Below are 16,478 nucleotides of genomic sequence, written 5' to 3'. Positions count from 1 at the left end.
GCCATGAGTGAACCAGATATCGGCTTGGCGCTGGTCAACATCGTCCTGCTCGGCCTCCTGTTTGTCGTGGCGATCGCCATTGCGCGCTTGCGCAGCCTGTTCGCCATCGTGATGCTGTCGGGCATCTATTCGCTGGTCTCGGCGGCTTGGTATGTCGCCGTGGATGCGGTGGATGTCGGCTTCACTGAGGCAGCCGTCGGCGCGGGCATGTCCACCGCGGTCCTGCTGGGTGCCATGCTGCTCACATCACGCACCGCGAAGCCGGAGAAATCCCTGCGCCAGCTCGGGCCTTTGCTCGTCTGCGTCGCCACCGGCATCATGCTGATCTATGCGACGGTCGATTTGCCAGCCGTGGGCGATCCGAACTCACCCGCCAATACCGGCGTCGGCCTCACCTATCTGCGGGTGGCATGGTATGACACCGGCATCGAGAATGTCGTGACCCCGGTCCTCGGCAGCTATCGCGGGTTTGATACGCTGGGCGAGACGACGGTTGTGTTTGTGGCTGGTATTGCTGTTGCGCTCCTGCTCGGCTTCGGCGAGCGCTCGCTGGCCGAGACAATCCGCAATGAAGACAAGACCCTGCCCAAGGCCAGCAAGAAGCCTGAGGCAGAAGATGAGGAGACGGACTCATGAAGAGCGACCATCACGTCATCTTGCGGGTGATCACCAAAACGTTGATTCCGGTCATCGTTCTGTTCGGTCTGTACGTTCAGTTCCACGGTGATTTCGGACCCGGCGGCGGCTTTCAGGCCGGCGTGATCCTGGCCGTGGCGATCATTCTCTACGCGCTTGTCTTTGGGGTGCCGTCGGCCATGCGGGCCGTGCCGCCCGCCTTCACCCGCTCAGTCGCGGCCGTTGGTGTGCTGCTTTATGCTGGCGTTGGTTTTTGGGCGCTGCTTCAGGGTGGGCAATATCTTGAATATCAAGCGCTTTTCGGCGAGGAGCCGGGTGGCCATCATGGCCAGCATGTCGGGATTATCCTGATTGAACTGGGCGTTCTGTTTGGTGTGTCCGGTGCGATGCTGACCATCTTTTACGCTTTCGCTGGCCGCGTGGCCGAAATCCGCGACGAGGACTGGTAGGCCGATGCTGCTATTCATTCTAGAGCGCGCAAACTATTGGGCGGTCATCGGGCTGATGATGATCGGCCTGTACATCACGTTTGCGTCCGGAAATCTGATCAAGCGGCTGGTGGGCCTGTCCCTGTTCCAGACATCTATCTGCCTGTTTTACGTGACCCTTGGCATTGTGGCCGGTGGCACCGCCCCGATCCTGATGGATCCTGACACATCTGGGGGTCATGGCGGCGGTCATGGCGAAGAAGTTCCTCACGCAGCGGTCGATGCCGTACTCACGGCGTCTGCTGGTGGCGACCGCGTGGCCGATCTGGTGCATACCTATTCCAACCCCTTGCCGCACGTCCTGATGCTGACCGCGATTGTGGTGGGCGTCGCGACCCTGTCGGTCGGGCTCGCCCTGATCGTCCGCATTCGCGAAGCCTATGGCACAATCGAGGCAGATGAAGTGCGCGAGATCGACATGCAGACCGCCATCGCTCAGGAAGCCGAACAGGAAGCAGCTGAAAAAGAGGCACTGGCATGATCGACCTGCTTCTGGATACGGCGCCCCGCTGGGCGTTGCTTCACGCACCCGCACTGTTGATCATGGTGCCGTTGTTCCTGGCGCCTCTGCTTGCAATCCTGCCAAGTGGTCGGCTGTCCTGGCTGATCAGTATTGCGGCCACAGTGTTTTCGCTGTTCTGCGCTCTGATCCTGGTGGGACAGGTGCAGGCTTCTCCGGTTGGCGTCGTCGGCTATGACGTTGGCAACTGGCCCATGCCCATCGGTATCACGCTTCGGGTTGATGCGCTCAATTCCATGATCCTGTTGCTGGTGGCTGCCATTGGTGTGCTGTCCACGATCTTTTCATGGCCGACGGTCAAGGCAGAGATCCCTGAGCGCAAGCACCCGCTGTTCTACTCCGCCTTTCTCGTCTGCTTTGCGGGCCTCAGCGGCGTTGCGATCACGGGAGATGCGTTCAACCTCTTCGTCTTCCTCGAAATTTCGTCGATTTCCACCTATGTGCTGGTCGCGCTGGGGGCGGGCCGGGATCGCCGCGCTCTTCCGGCCGCGTTCAACTACCTCATCATGGGTACGCTCGGCGCCAGCTTCTACATTATTGGTGTGGGCTTCCTCTATTCCGCCACGGGTACGCTGAACATCGCTCAAATTGCCGAAATGCTGCCTTCGCTGGCGGGCAATCGCAGTGTTGAGGCGGGCTTTGCGTTCATCATTGTCGGGCTCGGCCTGAAAGCAGCGGTCTGGCCGCTGCATCAATGGCTGCCAAACGCCTATGCCTACTCACCAAGCTTCGTGACCATGTTCCTGTCGGCTACGGCGACGAAGGTTGCGCTCTATGCGCTGATCCGGTTCCTGTTCACCGTGTTCCGTCCGGAATTCGCATTCGAGCAGGCGACTTTCACCTACTTGCTGATGCCGCTGGGCCTCGCTGCGATGATAACCTGCAGCTTCCAGGCGGTCTTCCAGACCGATGTGCGCCGGACGCTGGCTTACTCCTCTGTTGCGCAAGTCGGCTACATGATCCTCGGCGTGTCCATCGGCACAGTTGCAGGCGTCAGTGCGGGCCTGTTCCACCTGCTGAACCATGCGATGATCAAGGGTGCACTCTTCATGGCAGTCGCTGGCGTAGTCCTGACATTCCAGGGCACGACCATTCGCGATTTCGCCGGCTTGGGACGCACAGCGCCCTGGACAATGACCGGCTTCGCGATCGCGGGGCTGTCATTGATCGGTGTGCCGCTGACCGCAGGCTTCCAGTCAAAGCTCCAGCTCGGCTACGCCCTGTTCGACCAAGGTATGTGGTGGGGCGTCGTTTTTGTCGTGTTCTCCAGTTTCCTGGCGGTGATCTATATGGGCCGCATTCTGGAGGCGATCTTCTTCCGGCCGCCGATCAATCCGCGCAAATCGCGCAAGGAAGCGCCGATCCTGTTGCTTGTGCCGCTTTGGATACTGGCCCTTGCAAACATCTATTTCGGTATCACGACCGAACTGCCGCTCGGACTGGCGCGTGACGCCGCTGCGGCCGCGTTCGGACTGGAGGCCTTCTGATGAACTCTGAGCTGTTGATCTGGGCCGCCCTGTGCCTGCCATTGCTGATTGCGATCGGCATTGCCGTGACGGGAGCGTTCTCGAACGTCCGTGAAGGCGTTACACTGGTCGGCGCGACCGCGGTGTTCGGTGTGGTCATCGCGCTTGCCATGAAGGTGGCAGGCGGCGAGGTGCCTGAACTCTATGTGGGGCAGGCTGCGCCGGGCCTCGATTTCGCGTTCAAGCTGGAGCCGCTGGGTGCTTTGTTCGCACTGGTCGCCAGCGGCCTGTGGATCGTCAACTCGTTCTATTCCATCGGCTATATGCGTGGAAACCGCGAACGCAATCAGACGCGCTTCTACATCTGTTTCGCCATCGCCATATTCGGCGCGATGGGCGTCGCCATGTCGGCGAACCTGTTCACGCTGTTTGTGTTTTATGAAGTGCTGACCCTGTCGACCTATCCACTGGTGGCGCACAAAGGCGATGCGGCGGCCAAGCGCGGCGGGCGCATCTATTTGCTGACCCTGTTAGGCACATCCATCGGCCTGTTCCTGATGGCGGTCATGTGGACCTGGGCCCTGGCTGGCCAGAACCTGGATTTTGTTCAGGGTGGCCTGCTTGCCGGACGCAATCTCGATCCGGCCGTGGCCAGCGCCTTGCTCATCCTGTTTGCTTTCGGCATCGGCAAGGCGGCATTGATGCCGTTCCATTTCTGGCTGCCCAATGCGATGGTCGCACCAACGCCGGTTTCCGCCCTGTTGCACGCCGTCGCGGTTGTGAAGGCGGGCGTCTTCACCGTGATGAAAGTGTCGATCTACATTTTCGGTGAGGATTTGCTGAACGCGACGCCGGGCCGCGAATTCGTGCTCTGGGTAGCGTGCTTCACCATCATCGTTGCGTCGCTCGTCGCGATGACGAAAGACAATCTCAAGGCACGACTGGCCTATTCGACGATTGCACAGCTGTCCTACATCACGCTGGGGGCAATGCTGGCCACGCAGGCCGGATTCATGGGCGGAGCGTTGCAGATCGCCGCGCATGCAGTTGGCAAGATGACATTGTTCATGTGCGCTGGTGCCATCTATGTCGCCACCGGGCTGACGAACATATCCGACATGAGGGGCCTTGGCCGGAAGATGCCGATTGTCTTCATCGCTTTCTTCATTGCGACCCTGTCGATTATCGGCATCCCGCCGATGGCGGGGGCGTGGGCGAAATATGAGCTGATGCAGGGCGCGATCGACCGGGGCACAGGCTTTGTACCCTATGTCCTGATCATTTCGTCGCTATTGAACATTGCGTATCTGCTGCCGATCCCGATCCTGGCGCTGATGCCAACGCCGGGCACGCCGGAGCCGAAACCGTTCAAGCGACCGGATGGCGCACCATTCTTCACTGTGGCAGCACCGGTCGTGACGGCGGGCCTTTGTGTGGTCTTGTTCTTCCTTGTCGGGCCGTTGGCGGACTTCCTGTCGCCTGCGTTTGAAGCCCCGTCATCCCCTGCCTTCGCTGGAGGTCAGCCATGAGCGACGAAACGCCGAATGATACCCGCGATACCAGCGGACGCTTCGTGAAGCGCGCCGCAGAGAAGGCGCACCGTCTGCACACGCCGTCAGAAGACGGGGTGCATCCTGTGGCCAAGATCCTGTTCGGATGGACCGAGGCAAAAGTCGCTGGAACGGCGATCTTCTGGGGCATCGGCCTGCTCTCGGCCTTCCTGATTGTCATCGATCTGGCCGTTGATCGACACGAATATGTCCACATGGCCGAAGCGACCGGATTCTATGCGCTGTGGGGCTTTGCCGCTTTTGCTTTCGTTGTGCTGATGGGCTGGCCGCTGGGCCGGCTGCTGCGTCGCAGTGAAACCTATTATGGTGATCCGGGCGGTCCGCCGTCGGATATCGACCCGGATATACCGGCCGTGCCTGACGCTGCCCCGACCTATCCTGATGAAGGAGACGAGCACTGATGACTGGTTTGCTCTCCATGCTGAATCCCGGCTGGCTCCTGATTGCTGTCGGCCTTGGCGCCCTTTTCTTGCCTGTTCGCCGCGTGCGTCAGGGACTGACCATTGCCGCGCCCATCATTGCCATCCTGTTGATTTCGGTCGCGGATCGGAACGTGAATCTGCTGACCGGCCACGCGCTGGGTATCGAGATGATTCTCTATCGGGTCGACAATCTCAGCTACATTTTCGGCCTCGCATTCCTGCTCGCGGCGCTGTTGAACGCGATCTATGCGTGGCACACAGACGACCGTCTGCAGGACGGTATGTCGATTGCCTATGCAGGGGCCGCCGTCGCGGCGACCTTCTCGGGCGACATGATGACCCTGTTCGTGTTCTGGGAACTGACGGCCATTACATCGGTCTTCCTGATTCTGAGGGCAGGGACGCGCGCTGCTTATTTCGCCTCCATGCGGTATCTGGGCGTCCAGATTCTGTCCGGCGTCCTGCTGCTGGCTGGCATTGGCTATGTGTACCAGTCGCGCGGCGACCTTTCGATCTCGGCCTTCACCAGCCTGAATGAACCGGGCGCACTGCTCGTCTTCATTGCGCTGGGCATCAAGGCAGCCTTTCCCTTCCTGCACAACTGGCTGCAGGATTCCTATCCGAAGGCCACGGTGGTCGGCGCGGTTGTCCTGTCGGCCTTTACGACAAAGTTGGCCGTCTACGCTTTCGCGCGGATGTTCCCTGGCCATGATGCGTTGATCTGGATCGGCGCCGTGATGACCGTGTTCCCGGTCTTCTTCGCCGTTATCGAAAACGACCTGCGCAAGGTGTTAGCCTATTCGCTGAACAACCAGGTCGGCTTCATGATCTGTGCCATCGGCCTCGGCACCGCAGGGGTCGGCAATGCGCTCGCGCTCAACGGCGCATCGGCGCATGCCTTCTGCCACATCATCTACAAGGGCCTGCTATTCATGAGCATGGGCGCGGTGCTCTATCGCACCGGCACGACCAAGGCGTCTGAACTGGGCGGGCTCTACAAGTCCATGCCGTGGACGACGATCTTCTGTATCATTGGTGCAATGTCGATCTCGGCTTTCCCGCTCTTCTCGGGCTTTGCGGCCAAGTCGCTGACCATGAGCGCGGTGGGCAAGGAAGGCTACACAATCGTGTGGCTGATGCTTTTGTTCGCGTCGGCCGGTGTGCTGGAGCATTCGGGCATCAAGATTCCATATTTCGCCTTCTTCGGCCATGACAGCGGCAAGCGCGTGAAAGAAGCGCCCTTCAATATGCTGCTCGCCATGGGGCTCGCCTCCTTCATCTGTATTGCTGTGGGTGTGCCAGCGATTGTTCCGGGCTTCGGCTATGAGTGGCTCTACAATCTGCTGCCGTATCGCGAAGAGGCGATGGCATATCATCCGTTCACGCTGGATCATATATTGACCCAGATGCAATTGCTCGTGCTGGCCATCTTTGCCTTCGTGATGCTGAAGCGCCTTGGCTGGTACCCACCGGAAAAGCCGGGCGTCGTGCTCGACAGCGACTGGCTCTACCGCAAGGCAGGCTATGGCATGGCGACATGGACCGGTACGGTTTGGCAAAAGGTGGGGCCGGCCATGTCCGCCATCTTCTTCAAGCTGACCGGCCGGGCCTATGAGCGGATCGAGGATACATTCAGTCCAAGGGGCGAATTGGCCCGTGGAGGTCTTGCCAGCGGCATGGCGATCTGGACCGCAATCCTGCTTGGTTTTGTCCTGCTTCTGTCCTTCATAACGACCGGATAATCAGCTTTACAGCGAAATATAACATACCGGTGGTATGCGAGCTAAATCCGGATCGTGTAGTAATTACTGCGATTTATACGTGAGTCATTATCAATCTTAAGCTAATCCCGATTGGTTAATCGCAATGACGGGGATGCGAGATGGCTGATAGTGAGCATGCAATGACCGACAGGATTGAGTTCCTGGAGATGACAACGAGAATTGTTGCGGCCTATGTGAGCAACAATACGTTGCAAGCCGAAGAGCTGCCGCAACTCATCCGGCTGGTCCACTCATCGCTGGAAGGTGTGCGGAGGACCGACGAAATTTCGGAGCCACTCAAGCCTGCTGTATCTATCCGGAAATCCATTGGCGAGGAGTATCTCATCTGTCTGGAAGACGGATTGAAGTTCAAATCCCTGAAACGCCATCTGCGCACCAAATACGATATGACGCCCGAAGAATACCGCGAGAAGTGGGGGCTTCCGGGCGATTATCCAATGGTCGCGCCGGGTTATTCGAAGCAACGCTCAATGCTCGCCAAGCAAATGGGGCTCGGTAAGTCCGAGCGCGACTAGTATTCAAAACCGAATACTTTTGTTTCGGCATCGAAATGAAAGCATTTGGTAGGAATGGTTAAGAAAAAATCACCAGGACTCTTGATCCGCGACTCAACTCGCGCGATAGGTGATTCTATCGAATCACCTGGGGGTGACTGAAATGACCAAACAGAATGTCTTCAAAGGCGTAACCGATTCGCAGCAGAAGCTGATCGAATACTGGTGTGGCTTGCGCGATTCGCACGGTCTCGTGCGGCGCGAATCAATGGATCCGGGCCAGTTCCGCGCCATGCTCGCCAGTATCTCCATTGTGGAGTTCGATCGCTTCGGCACCGGGCGGTTTCGAATCGCTGGTTCCCGTCTGCGTGAGATTTTCGGTATGGAGGCCCGTGGCCGCCAGATCGAGGATGTCCTGGGCGACCATGGTGAAGCCTATTGCCTCGGCCTCGCTGCAGCGCTGGAGCGCGGCGCGCCTGTTGGCGGGATGATAGAACAGGAAGATGGTCGCATGCATGCTTGGACACGTTTGCCACTGGCCGGACCTGACGGTCAGCTGACTCAAGTGCTTTGCCATGATGAACTGGTGCGCGCCCGCCCAAAAAAGGGCCGTCCGGACCCGGCCGGCAAGGGCATCACCGGCAACCATGATCGTGCCGCCGCCTAGGCAGGCGAAGCGAACCAGGTTCAATAAAACGCAGAAACGGCGCGGCCCACAAGGCTGCGCCGTTTGCGTTCAGGGGGCCTATCCCTCGAAATCCTGTCGGTGCCCGCGCCGCAATCCCCAGACATTGCGGGCATTCAACTTGTCGTAATAGGAAAGTTATCCTACACCTCAAGAAAGCGGGTAGTCTGATGCCTGTCATCACAGGAGAAAGACATGCAGGATTTCGATCCCCAGAAAGACGAGGACAGAGCATATCTCGCCGCTGCACTGACAGCGTACGCGTTGGGCCTGAAGACTGAAGCGATCCTCAGCCGCCAACGCCGTTCCCCCGCAGAAGCGCGTGGCCGCCAGATTGCCATGTATCTGTTGCGCACGGCGCTGGGCATGAGCCTCAGCCGCGTGGCCCGCGCCTTCAACCGTGATCGCACCACGGTCGCCTATGGCTGCAACCTCATCGAGGATTGCCGCGATGATCCGGATTTCGATGTCTGGATCGAGCAATTGGCCGTCGGCCTGTCGAGCGTGGTCGTGCTCGATGGCGCTGCGATGGCGGTCTAGGCAATGACTATGCGGAGGATCCTGACCGAGTATCGGTTGCGGACGGTGCTGACGCATGGTGGCATGGTTGCGCCGGTGCGGCAGACATATCTGGCCTATCGCGGCCCGGACACACGGCGACAGGTCGCCGGTTGGGTGTCGCCGCACATTATCGCGCGGCTGAAGGCCGACGCGTGCCTTCGGGCGCAGGTCGCGTTTCCGGACAGGTTGGCCGCCGGACCCACACTGATGGTTGAGTGGGATTCGCGTGCAACCTCCCGGCCGTCAGACTGGCTGAATGTGCGCGCGGATTGTCGACATGGATTGATGGTTGAGTTGGTTGCCGACACGCATGCGCCGGAAGTGATCCGACAAAGTGCGGCGGCGGGGCGCTACCGGGATGAGTTCATTCGCGCCAGCCAACCGGCTTCCGCTCGCGCACGCCCGGTCTTTGACAAATCCACACACCAGCGCGCGTCGGATCGTTTGGCCGAGCTGGAAACGGAGATGGGTGTGCTGGCCATGCGACAGCTGGAGGATTTGCTGATCGACCGGGCAACTGTCACAGCGCTGACGGCGCGGTGGCGCATGAAAGCCGAAGATGTGAAACAGGTTGCGCAGGAGGCGCTTGCCCGATTGGCCGTGGCCTACGAGCTTTCGCGAGTGGTCGACAGCCCGGCCTGAGCATCATGGCGAATGCGTTCCAGCATGGAGGCGAGGCCGTTCGAGCGTTGAGCCGTGAGCGCGCCGCTGACGCCGATCTCGTCCAGCAGCGCCTTGGCGTCAAATCCGTTGATTTCTTCCAGCTGCGCGCCGGAATAGAGCCGGACCAGCAAGGCGATCAGACCGGATACGATCATCGCGTCGGATTCTGCCCGCACCTTCATGCGACCGTCCTCAAGATCGGTCACCATCCAGACCTGTGACGCACAGCCACGCACCCGCGTCTCTTCGGTGCGCTCTTCCGGCTCTAGCGCGGGGTTCGCCTTTCCCAGATCGATGATGTGCGCATAGCGCGCTTCCCAATCGTCGAGCCAGGAAAACTCTTCACGGATTTCATCAGCAGTTTCAGCAATGGTCATGACCGCCAGATGGGGCATCTTCTCTAAAAAAGAAACCCCCGGTACCGATTGTGGTGCCGGGGGCGAGAGAGAGACTTGTTTGCTGGGGCTTATTGGTAGACGCCGCCAATGCATTGTCCGACGTCGGCGAGCGCGTGCTCCCCAATGCAGAACGGAACTTCATATTGCTGGTTCGCTGCAGCAACACATTGCTGCAGGTTCAGGTTTGCCATGTTCAGGCAACCGCGGGTTTCGCGCTCAGCCATGGCGGAGTTTACCTGGCTGGACGAGGCGGCCGTCTGGCCGAGGATGCGGTAGGCGGCAAGCGTGGCGATCTGGTCGGCCACAGGCTCCTTGCCGTACTGCACACGCTTTTTCTTGGACAGGCCAAGGCCGCTGGTGACGGCGGCCGGGAAGCGAATTGCGTCAGCTGCACCGGAGACATTGTCCCACAGCGATGGCGCGCCGGAACGTCCGGCACCTGCCAGGATGCTGTCTATGTCAGAGGCCGAGAAGGCGGAGATCAGCTGGCCGCGGGCGGGCGTGCCGACCGTCTGGATGCTGTTCAGTCGTGTCGCTTTTGCGCCGGAGTTTCCGATCTTGGCTTTCGCCCAGCCGGAGCCTTGCAGGCTGTAGGCTTGTTCTTTCACATAGGCCGCCGTAGCGCTGAGGCGCTGGCTGTCGGCTTCTGTTGCGGCGAGCGATGAGCTGACCGCATTGTCGCCGCCACTGAGCTGGCGTGCATAGCGCACATCATTCTTCAGGCCGGTCAGCAGCGCGTCGTTGCCGTAGAAACTTGCAATGTCGCGAACAGCGGCCCGGTATTCAGGGTCCTGTGAGGCGATCAAGGCGGAATAGGAGATCCACCCCTTCGACAATTGGTCGGGATTGTGCCCGCCCAGAGAGTTCAGGGCGTGGTCGATGTCTTTGGCGGAGGCGAAAGGTTTCTCTTTCACATCCGTGACATCGGACTGGTATGTCCCATATACGGCGGCCGATTCCGAAATCGGATCCCCTGACTGCGCTGATGCCCCCATGGCCAAGCCAAGGGCAACCACTGCAGTACCGATCATTCTGATGGATTTCATGTGCTACTTCTCCCTCACGCGTCACGCGACAGTGTTGCATGAACTTCCCCCCATGGGGAACCTCACCTTGCCTGCTGCACACATTACAAATACAGCAAAGTATGCGTGACACAGGCAGAATGCCTAAGGAATCTCACCGGGGTGTTAACGACTTGCCCGAACTGATGCGAAAGAGATTACAGTTCATCCATCTTGTCTGGCTCGTCCTGACAGTGGCACTGGGGATCTCAGCGTTAATAGGCGGGCTTGCCGATAACGCGCTCCTGGCCGGACTCGGCCTCGCTGCGCTTCCGGGCGTGGTGGGGGCAGCGCTGTTGCATTCCAAAATACGCGCTGAGGATCTCATCGGGCCATTTCTGGTGATCGGTTGGACACTGTTGGCCATGCTCGGTATCGCCTCGACCGGTGCGGCCTTGTCGCCTTTGACCATATTGTTTGCCATCGCACCGCTGACGGCGATGAATCTGGGTAAGCCCGGCATGGCGGCCGAAGCTGCCATTTTCGGGGCGTTCGCCTTCCTTGCCACCGCCGTCATGGTGCGGCTCGGCCTGTTGCCGCCCGCCAATCCGGAAAGCGCGTATCAGGTGCCGGCCATGTTGCTGGCTTTTGCAGGTCTGGTCATGATCGGATTGCTGGCCTGGACGTTCCTGAAGGCTCGCGAGGAAGAAGCTGCAATGCCAGCAGAGACGACGACGGAGATGGTGACAATCCGACAGGATGTGGGCCTGCCGGAAGAGTCCGGCCTGTTGCTGCTGGATGTGTCTGAGTTTGGTCGTATCCGAACGCTCAGCGGCGACTTGTTGGGCCTGGACAATGTGAGGGCAGGCGGCTTGCTCGCGAACCTGCTGCAGGACGAAAAGGAAGTCAGCCTGTTGAAGCCCGCCAATGGCCGTACGCATGGCGAAGTCACCCTGAGCAATGGGCGCGAGGTGGCATTCGTCGCGGAAGCCCATGAGGCCGGTGCGGTGCTGGTGCTGCGGGACCTGACTGAGGCGCGGGCGATGACGCTGGATACACGTGCCAGACTGGAAGAGGCTGAAGCGCGCCTGAAAGGTCGGACGGCCTTTTTCGCGTCCCTTGGCCATGAACTGAAAACCCCGCTCAATGCCATTCTTGGCTATGCCGACATGATGCGGGCCGGCATTCGCGGGCCGATGCCTGAGCCCTACAAGGACTATCCGGAAATCATTCATGAGAGCGGACAGGACCTGCTCTTGCTGGTCGATGATATTCTGGACCTCGCGAAGGCCGAGGCCGACCGTCAGCGGCTGGAGCCGGAGCCGGTAGACCTGACGGCGTCTGCGCAATCCATCCTGAGACAGCTCGACAACCAGGCTGAACGCGCTGGCGTCAAACTGAAACTGAAGGCAACCAGCGAAGTCTGGGCGGAAGCTGATGCGCGCGCCGTGCGCCAGATCTGGCAGAACCTCGTTTCCAATGCGATCAAGTATTCCTCTTCCGGCGGCACGGTCACGCTGGATGCGCGCGACGAAGGAAATGCGACCGTGCTGAGCGTCACCGACAAGGGCGCAGGTATGTCATCGGAAGATGTCCGCCGTGTGCTTGAGCCATTCTCTCAAGGCAGCAATTCCAAAGGTCGTCAGGGCACGGGGCTGGGTCTTGCCGTGGTGAATTCCTTCGCCCAGTTGCATGGCGGTCAGGTCGTGATCGACTCCGCGCCCGGCAAGGGCACCAAGGTCGAAGTGAACCTGCCACGCGCCAACCCGGCCGACATCCAGCCTATGGAAGACGCCGCACAGTAAGCTAACCGCTTTCCGGATTGGCCTGAACGCGTCTATGAAGCTTCCCATCCGCAACAACCGGGCAGGCGGCCCGCAACAGGATTTCGGACCATGATGATGGAAAGATTGCCCACGAAGCTCTGGGTCGAAGCACTGGTCCGGCGGGCGCAGGTTGCGGGGGCAGCAGCATTTGTACTGCAAAAGGGCGACGCCGAACGTGGTGATGTTCTGATCAAGGTCGCGCGTCTGGATGGCACTGCGGCTGTCTATGTGCCCAGCATGAATATGGAGGGCGAACGCATCTTTATTGACCTGCGTGTGCAGGGGATCGGGCCTGAGGAAGCGACTGTGGACGCCCAGGTGCGCAAGGCGCGGGATCGCGACCCCGATCTTTGGGCTATCGAGATCGAGGACCGGGACGGCAGGCACTTCCTGACCGAGCATGTGGACAGTCCCGAATAGGCGCCAACCAAGGCCGCAGATTCACAGAACTCTTTAACCGGCAGTAGGTCTTTATTAACCGTGAGAGGGCAGCTTCGGCCTGAATTCTAGTTGGGGCGCGCCAAGTCATGCTGTTTCTGATAAATGATCAGATCACCGAGATCGAAATACCCGAGATGCACCTTGCCAAACGGTGGCAGTCGCTTGGCTGCGGAGACCCTTACGGCATGCGGGCACGCGAAGCGCTGAATTTCGCCAGCCGGGTCGTTGGCGAGCATCTGAAAGAGCACATTCCCCTGGAAGACTCCCTCCTGCAGGATCTTGGGTCCCTGATCATCGCCAAGACCGGTGCCAATGCTGTGCTTTTCCCGATTTTCGGGGACGTTGTCGGCGAACCTCGCCTGACCATTTTGCCAGAAACCATCCTGGAATCCCTGCGGGACCGGCACCATCGCGAGGGAAAAGCCCCGGATGTGCGAGAGATCTGGCCGAACGCAGCCTGATACTGGTGCTTCATTCGGCGGTTCAAATGGGCTAGGGCCTCTGCCCAGCACGAAAGAGCCCAGATCACATGTCCCATGAACAGGAAGCCGCCCGCCGGCGCACCTTTGCCATCATCTCCCACCCGGACGCCGGTAAGACGACGCTGACGGAGAATCTGCTGCTTGCTGGCGGTGCCATCCGCGCAGCCGGTGAAGTTGCTGCGCGTGGGCAGGCTCGCCGCACGACGTCGGACTGGATGAAGATCGAGCGGGATCGCGGCATCTCGGTCTCTGCCTCGGTCATGACGTTCGAGTTCGACGGTCTGGTATTCAATCTGCTCGATACGCCAGGCCACGAAGACTTCTCCGAAGATACTTACCGCACGCTCACCGCGGCTGACTGTGCCGTGATGGTGCTGGATGCCGCAAAGGGCATCGAGCCACAGACGCTGAAACTGTTCGAAGTGTGCCGCCTGCGCGACATTCCCATCGTGACCTTCATCAACAAGATGGACCGCGAAGCACAGGATCCGATCGCCTTGCTGGACGAAATCCAGGACAAGCTGCAGCTGGATACCGCACCCCTCTATTGGCCCGCGGCCAGTGGCCAGCGTTTCTCAGGCATGATGGACCTCCAGAAGCAGGAATTCTGCGTCTTTGAACGCAAGCCCGGAGAAGCACCCCGCATTGGCGCAGCCGAGCGCATCCAGGGCGACGACGCCACCCTGAAGGGTGCGCTGGATGAAAGCGTTTTTGACGAGCTTAGCGAAGGCGCGGAAATGGCGACGACCCTGTTGCCGGAATTCGACATTGAAGCCTTTCTCGGCGGACATATGACGCCGGTCGTGTTCGGTTCGGCGCTGCGCCATTTTGGCGTTCTGGAATTGCTGCGTACACTGCATTCCTATGCGCCCGCGCCGCGCGATCAGAAGGCCGAGAAAAAAGGTGAGCCCGTGATGATCCATGCGGGCGACAAGCCAGTCTCCGGCTTCGTCTTCAAGATCCAGGCAAACATGGATCCGAACCATCGTGACCGGGTGGCTTTCTTGCGGCTGTGCTCCGGCGAGTTCAAGCGCGGCATGCGCTTGAAGACGACAGCCGGCAAACAGCTGAACATCCACAATCCAATGATGTTCCTGGCCCAAGACCGCGAGATTGCGGAGACGGCTTATGCGGGCGATGTCATTGGCGTGCCGAACCATGGCCAGTTGCGTGTTGGTGATAGCCTCTCTGAGAGCGGAGATATCCAGTTTGGAGGCATTCCGAACTTTGCCCCCGAACTGCTGCGCCGCGCCCGGGTGAAAGATCCGATGAAAGCCAAGCATTTGCGCAAGGCACTCGAAAGCCTTGCCGAAGAAGGGGTAACCCAACTCTTCAAGCCGGCGATCGGCTCCGACATGATTGTCGGCGCGGTTGGTCAGCTTCAGTTTGAAGTGATGACGGAGCGGGTAGCCGCGGAATACAATCTCGAAGTCGTCTTCGAGCCTGCACCCTACAATGTCGCGCGCTGGATGAGTTCAGATGACGACAAGAAGCTGGAAGACTTCCTGGACAGGAACAAGTCCGCCAGCGGAACAGATTTGGATGGCGCCCCGGTCTATCTGGCGAAGAATGCCTGGGATGTGGGCTATGCTCAGGAAAAGAACCCGGACATTCGCTTCACGGCTACCAAGGAACGTCTAGTCTAGTTCTGCTGGCGCACGCCGAAAGATATTCTGAAATCTCGTTTCGGTAGTGCATCGAATGTCACGATCCTGGTGTATCTTTCCGTCATTACGGAAGGAGATCAGCATGCCGTATATCAAGACGCGAGATGAGACTGAGATCTTCTACAGGGATTGGGGCCCGGTCGAGGCGCCACCCATCATGTTCCATCATGGCTGGCCTTTGACGGCTGACGACTGGGACAATCAGATGCTGTTCTTTCTCTCCGAGGGCTATCGGGTGATCGCAGCGGACCGCCGCGGTCATGGTCGGTCGCAGGAAACCTGGACTGGCAACGACATGGATACCTATGCCGCGGACACGGACGACCTCGTTACAGCGCTAAACCTGACAAATGTGGTTCATGTCGGACATTCGACAGGCGGCGGGGTGGTGGCGCGTTATGTGTCCCAACATGGCGGGGACCGGGCTGCCAAAGCCGTGCTGATTGGCGCGGTCCCACCCTTGATGCTGAAAACGGCGGACAATCCGGATGGCATACCCATGGACGTCTTCGATGATTTCCGGAGGCAATTGTCAGACAAGCGCGCCAGCTTTTTTCTCGATGTCCCAAGCGGTCCGTTTTTCGGATTCAACCGGGATCATGTCGAGACGGTGGAGGCAATAGTCCACAATTGGTGGCGTCAGGGCATGATGGGTAGCGCAAAGGCGCACTATGACTGTATCGCCGCCTTCTCCGAGACGGACTTCACTGAAGACCTGAAGGCTCTCAAGGTGCCCACACTGATCATGCATGGGGACGATGACCAGATTGTTCCGCTCGACCTGACCGCCCGCAAGGCCGCAGACCTTGTTGAGGGTTCAGTGCTGAAGATCTATGAGGGCTTGCCGCACGGAATGTGCACAACGCATTCTGAGCTCATCAATCCAGACCTGCTAGATTTCATTCGCGCCTAGAGGAGAGCCATACGTTCAGGATGGGTCTGGTGCCGTCAGCGGCTCCGGCTTGTCGCTTGGCGGGGAGGCGAAGTCCGATCCACCCTGTAATTCTTCCTGAACTTCAAGCACAGGCTGATGGCGATCTTCGTGCCGGGAAGACAGGCCGGAGGTCGCGAGCGGATTGCGCTCTACCTTACCTACGCCGCGTTTAAGCTCACAGCGCGAAGCGCCTTCATCGAGTGCAGCTATGTAGCTCCAGGCTAGACAGGCAGACCGCGTATTGCAGAGCTGTTGGCAGTCATCGACATTTGCGGTGTTTGTAAATTCATAGGTCGCGCCAAAGCGGTAGATGCCAGGCTGCTGGCCCGGAGTGGCTTGTATCGCTTCAGCCGATGCCGGCTCAGCCTCCAGGCTGTCGGCCATGACAGGCAGGCTGAAGCAGGCGGCGAGCAAAAGGGCTGGAAAAAGGCGCATT

Annotated in this window: 19 protein-coding genes; 16 read left to right on the top strand and 3 right to left on the bottom strand. The window is 59.5% G+C overall.

From position 1 onward, the window contains the following. The first annotated feature begins 3 nt into the window (after positions 1-3). The 11 genes from CFA77_RS13135 (at position 4) to CFA77_RS13085 (ending at position 9,269) form a co-directional block, all read left to right on the top strand. Positions 4-636: a DUF4040 domain-containing protein gene (locus CFA77_RS13135; RefSeq protein WP_242517363.1), complete on the top strand. Its 633-nt coding sequence runs from the start codon at positions 4-6 to the stop codon at positions 634-636. After that, positions 633-1,085, top strand: a complete 453-nt coding sequence (locus tag CFA77_RS13130) for a Na(+)/H(+) antiporter subunit B (RefSeq protein ID WP_034811052.1) — start codon at positions 633-635, stop codon at positions 1,083-1,085. The genes CFA77_RS13135 and CFA77_RS13130 overlap by 4 nt, the downstream gene beginning before the upstream one ends. Positions 1,086-1,089: 4 nt before the next feature. Further along, entirely contained in the window at positions 1,090-1,605 is a 516-nt protein-coding gene (locus CFA77_RS13125) for a cation:proton antiporter subunit C (RefSeq protein WP_034811054.1), read from the top strand. Continuing rightward, positions 1,602-3,131, top strand: a complete 1,530-nt coding sequence (locus tag CFA77_RS13120) for a monovalent cation/H+ antiporter subunit D family protein (RefSeq protein ID WP_051607456.1) — start codon at positions 1,602-1,604, stop codon at positions 3,129-3,131. Before CFA77_RS13125 ends, CFA77_RS13120 begins: the two co-directional genes overlap by 4 nt. Then, positions 3,131-4,639 carry a monovalent cation/H+ antiporter subunit D family protein gene (locus CFA77_RS13115; RefSeq protein WP_206991082.1) on the top strand — a complete coding sequence of 503 codons (1,509 nt, stop codon included), beginning with the start codon at positions 3,131-3,133 and terminating at the stop codon, positions 4,637-4,639. Before CFA77_RS13120 ends, CFA77_RS13115 begins: the two co-directional genes overlap by 1 nt. Then, positions 4,636-5,082, top strand: a complete 447-nt coding sequence (locus CFA77_RS13110; RefSeq protein WP_206991081.1) for a hypothetical protein — start codon at positions 4,636-4,638, stop codon at positions 5,080-5,082. Before CFA77_RS13115 ends, CFA77_RS13110 begins: the two co-directional genes overlap by 4 nt. Beyond that, a complete protein-coding gene (locus CFA77_RS13105; RefSeq protein ID WP_206991080.1) occupies positions 5,082-6,845 on the top strand; it encodes a Na(+)/H(+) antiporter subunit D in 1,764 nt (587 codons plus the stop codon). The genes CFA77_RS13110 and CFA77_RS13105 overlap by 1 nt, the downstream gene beginning before the upstream one ends. Before the next feature lie 161 nt (positions 6,846-7,006). Further along, positions 7,007-7,402 carry a MucR family transcriptional regulator gene (locus tag CFA77_RS13100; protein ID WP_371822954.1) on the top strand — a complete coding sequence of 132 codons (396 nt, stop codon included), beginning with the start codon at positions 7,007-7,009 and terminating at the stop codon, positions 7,400-7,402. 142 nt (positions 7,403-7,544) lie between these two features. Then, entirely contained in the window at positions 7,545-8,048 is a 504-nt protein-coding gene (locus CFA77_RS13095; protein ID WP_206991078.1) for a PAS domain-containing protein, read from the top strand. A gap of 213 nt (positions 8,049-8,261) precedes the next feature. Beyond that, positions 8,262-8,606 carry a helix-turn-helix domain-containing protein gene (locus CFA77_RS13090; RefSeq protein WP_051607459.1) on the top strand — a complete coding sequence of 115 codons (345 nt, stop codon included), beginning with the start codon at positions 8,262-8,264 and terminating at the stop codon, positions 8,604-8,606. A gap of 3 nt (positions 8,607-8,609) precedes the next feature. Further along, positions 8,610-9,269, top strand: a complete 660-nt coding sequence (locus CFA77_RS13085; RefSeq protein ID WP_206991077.1) for a hypothetical protein — start codon at positions 8,610-8,612, stop codon at positions 9,267-9,269. Here CFA77_RS13085 and CFA77_RS13080 read toward each other — a convergent pair. After that, positions 9,233-9,667, bottom strand: coding sequence for a SufE family protein (locus tag CFA77_RS13080; RefSeq protein ID WP_206991076.1), 435 nt, complete (start codon positions 9,665-9,667; stop codon positions 9,233-9,235). The genes CFA77_RS13085 and CFA77_RS13080 overlap by 37 nt on opposite strands. A gap of 89 nt (positions 9,668-9,756) precedes the next feature. Further along, entirely contained in the window at positions 9,757-10,734 is a 978-nt protein-coding gene (locus CFA77_RS13075) for a hypothetical protein (protein ID WP_034811067.1), read from the bottom strand. A 119-nt stretch (positions 10,735-10,853) separates the two neighbouring features. Between CFA77_RS13075 and CFA77_RS13070 the strand changes: the two genes are divergently transcribed. The 5 genes from CFA77_RS13070 to CFA77_RS13050 all read left to right on the top strand — a co-directional run bounded on the left by CFA77_RS13070 (position 10,854) and on the right by CFA77_RS13050 (position 16,021). After that, complete coding sequence (locus CFA77_RS13070) at positions 10,854-12,497, top strand: HAMP domain-containing sensor histidine kinase (RefSeq protein ID WP_206991075.1); 1,644 nt, start codon at positions 10,854-10,856, stop codon at positions 12,495-12,497. A gap of 90 nt (positions 12,498-12,587) precedes the next feature. Beyond that, on the top strand, positions 12,588-12,938 hold the full coding sequence (locus CFA77_RS13065) for a DUF1491 family protein (protein WP_242517362.1): 351 nt from the start codon (positions 12,588-12,590) through the stop codon (positions 12,936-12,938). Between the two features lie 107 nt (positions 12,939-13,045). Beyond that, positions 13,046-13,420 carry a hypothetical protein gene (locus CFA77_RS13060; protein WP_034811071.1) on the top strand — a complete coding sequence of 125 codons (375 nt, stop codon included), beginning with the start codon at positions 13,046-13,048 and terminating at the stop codon, positions 13,418-13,420. Between the two features lie 68 nt (positions 13,421-13,488). Next, positions 13,489-15,087 carry a peptide chain release factor 3 gene (locus CFA77_RS13055; RefSeq protein WP_206991074.1) on the top strand — a complete coding sequence of 533 codons (1,599 nt, stop codon included), beginning with the start codon at positions 13,489-13,491 and terminating at the stop codon, positions 15,085-15,087. Between the two features lie 103 nt (positions 15,088-15,190). Then, positions 15,191-16,021: an alpha/beta fold hydrolase gene (locus tag CFA77_RS13050; protein ID WP_206991073.1), complete on the top strand. Its 831-nt coding sequence runs from the start codon at positions 15,191-15,193 to the stop codon at positions 16,019-16,021. Between the two features lie 15 nt (positions 16,022-16,036). Here CFA77_RS13050 and CFA77_RS13045 read toward each other — a convergent pair whose 3' ends face one another. Further along, a complete protein-coding gene (locus CFA77_RS13045) occupies positions 16,037-16,477 on the bottom strand; it encodes a PAN domain-containing protein (RefSeq protein ID WP_206991072.1) in 441 nt (146 codons plus the stop codon). Position 16,478 lies beyond the last annotated feature (1 nt).

The organism is Hyphomonas sp. KY3 (assembly GCF_017309975.1).
GTDB lineage: Bacteria > Pseudomonadota > Alphaproteobacteria > Caulobacterales > Hyphomonadaceae > Hyphomonas.
Note: the sequence above shows the minus strand (reverse complement) of the source record. Positions and strands in the feature narration are given on the sequence as shown.

Excerpts from the sequence above, each read along its gene's own strand:
- CFA77_RS13135 (WP_242517363.1), top strand. The coding sequence starts at position 4 with ATGAGTGAACCAGATATCGGCTTGGCGCTGGTCAACATCGTCCTGCTC.
- CFA77_RS13130 (WP_034811052.1), top strand. The coding sequence starts at position 633 with ATGAAGAGCGACCATCACGTCATCTTGCGGGTGATCACCAAAACGTTG.
- CFA77_RS13125 (WP_034811054.1), top strand. The coding sequence starts at position 1,090 with ATGCTGCTATTCATTCTAGAGCGCGCAAACTATTGGGCGGTCATCGGG.
- CFA77_RS13120 (WP_051607456.1), top strand. The coding sequence starts at position 1,602 with ATGATCGACCTGCTTCTGGATACGGCGCCCCGCTGGGCGTTGCTTCAC.
- CFA77_RS13115 (WP_206991082.1), top strand. The coding sequence starts at position 3,131 with ATGAACTCTGAGCTGTTGATCTGGGCCGCCCTGTGCCTGCCATTGCTG.
- CFA77_RS13110 (WP_206991081.1), top strand. The coding sequence starts at position 4,636 with ATGAGCGACGAAACGCCGAATGATACCCGCGATACCAGCGGACGCTTC.
- CFA77_RS13105 (WP_206991080.1), top strand. The coding sequence starts at position 5,082 with ATGACTGGTTTGCTCTCCATGCTGAATCCCGGCTGGCTCCTGATTGCT.
- CFA77_RS13100 (WP_371822954.1), top strand. The coding sequence starts at position 7,007 with ATGACCGACAGGATTGAGTTCCTGGAGATGACAACGAGAATTGTTGCG.
- CFA77_RS13095 (WP_206991078.1), top strand. The coding sequence starts at position 7,545 with ATGACCAAACAGAATGTCTTCAAAGGCGTAACCGATTCGCAGCAGAAG.
- CFA77_RS13090 (WP_051607459.1), top strand. The coding sequence starts at position 8,262 with ATGCAGGATTTCGATCCCCAGAAAGACGAGGACAGAGCATATCTCGCC.
- CFA77_RS13085 (WP_206991077.1), top strand. The coding sequence starts at position 8,610 with ATGACTATGCGGAGGATCCTGACCGAGTATCGGTTGCGGACGGTGCTG.
- CFA77_RS13080 (WP_206991076.1), bottom strand. The coding sequence starts at position 9,667 with ATGACCATTGCTGAAACTGCTGATGAAATCCGTGAAGAGTTTTCCTGG.
- CFA77_RS13075 (WP_034811067.1), bottom strand. The coding sequence starts at position 10,734 with ATGAAATCCATCAGAATGATCGGTACTGCAGTGGTTGCCCTTGGCTTG.
- CFA77_RS13070 (WP_206991075.1), top strand. The coding sequence starts at position 10,854 with ATGCCTAAGGAATCTCACCGGGGTGTTAACGACTTGCCCGAACTGATG.
- CFA77_RS13065 (WP_242517362.1), top strand. The coding sequence starts at position 12,588 with ATGATGATGGAAAGATTGCCCACGAAGCTCTGGGTCGAAGCACTGGTC.
- CFA77_RS13060 (WP_034811071.1), top strand. The coding sequence starts at position 13,046 with ATGCTGTTTCTGATAAATGATCAGATCACCGAGATCGAAATACCCGAG.
- CFA77_RS13055 (WP_206991074.1), top strand. The coding sequence starts at position 13,489 with ATGTCCCATGAACAGGAAGCCGCCCGCCGGCGCACCTTTGCCATCATC.
- CFA77_RS13050 (WP_206991073.1), top strand. The coding sequence starts at position 15,191 with ATGCCGTATATCAAGACGCGAGATGAGACTGAGATCTTCTACAGGGAT.
- CFA77_RS13045 (WP_206991072.1), bottom strand. The coding sequence starts at position 16,477 with ATGCGCCTTTTTCCAGCCCTTTTGCTCGCCGCCTGCTTCAGCCTGCCT.